We start from the raw sequence: 4200 nt of genomic DNA, 5'->3' as shown, positions 1-4200 counted from the left end.
TCCGGGAGCTTTGCACCTTTGGTGTAATCGCCCCGGCTGATGCCGGAGAAATCGAGGTTGGCGGGATTAAAATATTCGGCGAGATCTTCGCCATAGAGTATAGTAGGTACGCCTCCCTGTAACTGCGTGGGCGGAGGCATAAAATAAGATTTGGTACGAATGGTGATGCCAACCCCTTCAATGGTGAGGCGAAACTTGCAGCTATACTCCGGTACGGTGTGATCTCTTAACAGGATGTTTACCATGAGCTTTTGTGAAGCTGGCTCGGTATAGTCAGCGAGATAAGGCGTATAGGGGCTGCTGATGCTGGTTGTTATACTTACCGGGAATGACTGCGCAGAAACTGTTTGTATAGTGGCAAGCGTGCAAAGAAAAGCAAGAAAGAAGAGTAAAGATCGAATCATGACAGGAGGTTAAAGGCAGGTAGGCCGTTGCTGAAAATGGTTTTACTTCGGGTTGGTTACGTGCCAGTGAAGATAGCGCCAATGGCACAGAGCGTAAATGCAGAAGTAACTTTTCTGCTTCTATAGCACTAAAAAACATTCATTACAAAATGGCGCAAACCACTCTTCCTGCAAATCGTGGTATATTTTCAGGCGCCCTTGTAACGGGTATATACTTACCAACCCAATATAGACGTCTGCACAGACTGAAACTGATTGCTATAGAGATGAGTAAGATTTATAGCGATATAGCTTACGCAATAACCCGAAAACCGGATTTATCCGGTATAGTAAATATCGAAAATTATACTAGTAAAAAGCCCGATCGCTGGCGTATTGTGCGATGGATGGAGTAGTACGTTCCCGTTTCAAGGCCTTTCTATCCTTCTGCCCTTGCTGGTATTCTTCATCAACAAGGGCATAATTAAGAACATTATCCTGCATGCCGATGCATAGCAGGATAATGTGTAATGCTTACTATAAATATGTGATAACGACCCGTTCAGTAGTGCGTCAGTGCACTACAATGCGGGTAGGCAGTAATTTACGCCCATCCGGAAGCGTAGCCTGTAGCATATAGATGCCTGGTTTAACACCACGATCATCAAGATTCAACATATCTATCTCCTGAAGCCCCTGCTCATCAATGTCGATGCCTTCTGTAAGAATAGGATTACCGCCAAGATCATAAAGGATAAAAAGAGTCTTCCCTTTTACCTGGTTTTGAATAATAACATTGAGCGGACCATCGGTAGGATTGGGGAATATTTTCAGACTGTCGCCCACTACAGGAGCTACCACATCTGTAACCGACACATCGGTATCTATACTTTGGTCGAGAGAATCTACAGGATTGCTCACAGTGGTAGAGTCGTTATCGCCCGCCCTGCGCGCCCACGACCATATATACCAGTTTACGTTACGCTTGCCTTTTTTATTCAAAAAATCATTTATCAGGTTTACCGGTTCATCCGTTGTAATAAACCTGCAATTCCAGCTTAACAAAAAATTCCAGTCTCCTCTTTTATCGTCAGTGTCATTGGGCCATCCACTAGGGTCGTGGTAGAATATATCACGAAGGGTATACGTACCACTCCAGTCGTTCTTCCAGAATCTGTCTCCGCCTGCATCCGGCAACGCATTGAAACAGACAAGCGTTTTGCCATTGCGATTTGCTTCATCCACAATATCCTTGTGAATGCCCCCATGTTGTTTGTAGTCTACTTCAACAGCAATAAAGTAAGGCTTGTTTCTGTAATTCTTATACGTTTGCAAACAGTCAAGCTTGCGATACATATTGGTGGTGAATACAGGAATAAACTTGAAATTATAGGCATAATACTCAAGCTTATTAAAACCAGTCCAATGGCCGTCCTTCCACAAGCGCAGATCGTTTTCAAGCTGCCCGGGATCCTGTCCGTAAATGGTTGCATTTAACTTGAAGATCACCCAATCGTACGCAGGTGTTCCCCAAGCGTTGGCTTTCCGCTTCACAACCTCCCAGCAAGCTCTGGTCGCTGCCTTGTCTTTAATATCCAGGGCAACCACGATTGCTATATTTTTCTCACGTATATAATCAAGAGCCTGCTCTAACGTAGGCAAATGAAACTGCGAAAGGTTGCCCCAGCCATTATGGTCATATAGTTGCAGTTTCTGGAGATCGCCACTGGTATACCAATTTACAGGAGGATTTTGATGGCCAAAAACCTGGCGTACATTCGTGCACCTGCCCAGCGTTTGATCATGACTTAGCACCGGTACACCATCGGAACTTAGTTTTATATCAAGCTCCACCATTTCAATACCTACATCAAAAGCACGCTGAATAGCGGGTAGCGAATTTTCAGGCACCCAACCTTCACGCCAGTAACCGCGATGGGCGCATACAGCAACAAGATCATTCTTGGGGTGCCTCAGGTAATTGATAATATAGTTTACATTCTTTACCTGCGCGTGCAAGTCGCTGCCAAGCACTACCAACAATACAAGTGAGAGTAAAAATCTGCTCATTTTCATAGAATTTACCTTTTGATTCCAGTCAACGTTTTCAGCGTTGAAACATTTAATTGTTTAATTTTTTAGGTGATGATGTATAGTGTGATGTGTGCCGCGGGTTTGTTCCGGGTGTGAGGTATAGCCTGTAGTAACACCAGTATTAGCAGGCTATATATTTACGTATGGCCATGTAACCTTAAATACGCTCGCGCTATAGCGAGGTATTAGTGTTAGTCCGTTAACGAATTGTTAAGAAAAAAAACCGATTGATAGGGGGATGAAACAATAGATCGGTATACTATATATAGCGGTATTTGTGGATATGAAAGAGCCCGCTTCCTTTAAAGTATGACGTGTTCCCGGGTAATTTCCCACGCTTACTGATTTATTTCACCAGGAAAAGCGTGATTTATTGAACTTGTTCAATTTCTTTTCGCATTGCATGATGCAATCTTTACATCATTCATCAAAAACAGAACGTTGACGCGCACTGCAAAGGTGAACACAGGAAAAAACGAACGTGCAATCTTTTAAAAAACAGGAAAATGAAAATTTTGACTCTAAAACGAATGATGGCGCTGGCTTTATGCGGAACCGGTTTTGTTACAATGGCGCAAATGAAAAGAAATTTTAAACAGGAAGAAGCCAATAAAAAAATCGTTGTCTCTTTTTATCAGGGCCTGTTTGGCGACAAAGACTATTCTGTAATCGACAAGTATATAGCTTTGGATTATATTCAGCATAATCCCGCATTAGCGGATGGTGCCGAGGCATTGAAAAATGCGGTCCAAATTTGGATGAAAGACGTTCCAAAGGGAAAAGTTAATTTTCAGCATGTGGCCGCGGATGGCGATCTGGTTTTTCTACATGTAAAAACCTTCGGGCCAACGGGCAAACTAACCGCCATTGCTGAAATTTTCAGAGTAAAGGATAATCGAATAGTTGAGCATTGGGATGTGATACAAGAAGTTCCAGAGAAATCAGCTAATCAACATCCGATGTTTTAGGAGGTGTATTAATTCGTCCTACTGGGCGTGTTTGTTGGTGAAGAGCATCAACAATGACTCGAGAGAACACAGAGCTATTCAATAATCGGATGTTTCACCTATGCTGAACTCAGTTGGCGAGAAAAAAAGACGAAATATTGGCGTGGCCCAAGGAACTGGCCCCCTACATTTGGATGAGTTGAAATTTAACGCTAACTTCTAATGGAAGATACCATCCATGAATCATTACCGTTTGATCTTTGTATTACTCTTTAGCACATACTGTGCCGCCGCGCAAAAGGCAGCCACGTTTAGTGACACCATACAGAATGTGAGCCAACGATGGGATAAAGCTTTTAACCTAAAGGATACATCGGCCTATTACAGCTATATTGACACACTCTTTTCGATAACCTATAGCGGAGGGACAGCTACCGGTTTGCAAAAGCTGAAGTTTATTACCCAGCGGTTATACGCCAATCGCCCGGATATTCGCCTATATTTTGGAGTTGAAAAAGCGGAATCAAATGATAAGCACGATACTGCCTATGATACGGGTACATGGACAGAAACGTGGACGGAGAAAGGTGATTCTTCAAAGTCTGAAGTCACAGGCAAATACTGGAGGATGTGGAGAAAGCAAAACAATCGATGGATTATTACGAGCATTGCACTGACCACTCTCTCCTGCAAAGGAAGCTATTGCAATAAATAGCTTCCTCCCCTGCCCTTGTTGGTGTTCTTCACCAACAACGCCCACACACATGCTTTACGCT

Annotated in this window: 5 protein-coding genes; 3 read left to right on the top strand and 2 right to left on the bottom strand. The window is 43.2% G+C overall.

What is annotated here, in order from left to right:
• A partial coding sequence (locus tag V7Q33_RS22090) for a hypothetical protein (protein WP_333821306.1) occupies nt 1–404 on the bottom strand: 404 nt, incomplete at its 3' end.
• A 149-nt stretch (nt 405–553) separates the two neighbouring features.
• Between V7Q33_RS22090 and V7Q33_RS22085 the strand changes: the two genes are divergently transcribed.
• Nucleotides 554–799, top strand: a complete 246-nt coding sequence (locus tag V7Q33_RS22085; RefSeq protein WP_333821305.1) for a hypothetical protein — start codon at nt 554–556, stop codon at nt 797–799.
• A 157-nt stretch (nt 800–956) separates the two neighbouring features.
• Here V7Q33_RS22085 and V7Q33_RS22080 read toward each other — a convergent pair whose 3' ends face one another.
• Nucleotides 957–2453, bottom strand: coding sequence for a glycerophosphodiester phosphodiesterase family protein (locus V7Q33_RS22080; RefSeq protein WP_333821304.1), 1497 nt, complete (start codon nt 2451–2453; stop codon nt 957–959).
• Nucleotides 2454–2983: 530 nt separating this feature from the next.
• Here V7Q33_RS22080 and V7Q33_RS22075 point away from each other — a divergent pair.
• Entirely contained in the window at nt 2984–3445 is a 462-nt protein-coding gene (locus V7Q33_RS22075; RefSeq protein ID WP_333821303.1) for a nuclear transport factor 2 family protein, read from the top strand.
• A gap of 217 nt (nt 3446–3662) precedes the next feature.
• Nucleotides 3663–4139: a DUF4440 domain-containing protein gene (locus V7Q33_RS22070; protein WP_333821302.1), complete on the top strand. Its 477-nt coding sequence runs from the start codon at nt 3663–3665 to the stop codon at nt 4137–4139.
• The last annotated feature ends 61 nt before the right edge of the window (nt 4140–4200 follow it).

This window comes from Ohtaekwangia sp. (assembly GCF_036786105.1).
GTDB lineage: Bacteria > Bacteroidota > Bacteroidia > Cytophagales > Cyclobacteriaceae > Ohtaekwangia.
The sequence above is the reverse complement of the archived record's forward strand: the minus strand, read 5'-3'. Positions and strand labels throughout refer to the sequence as shown.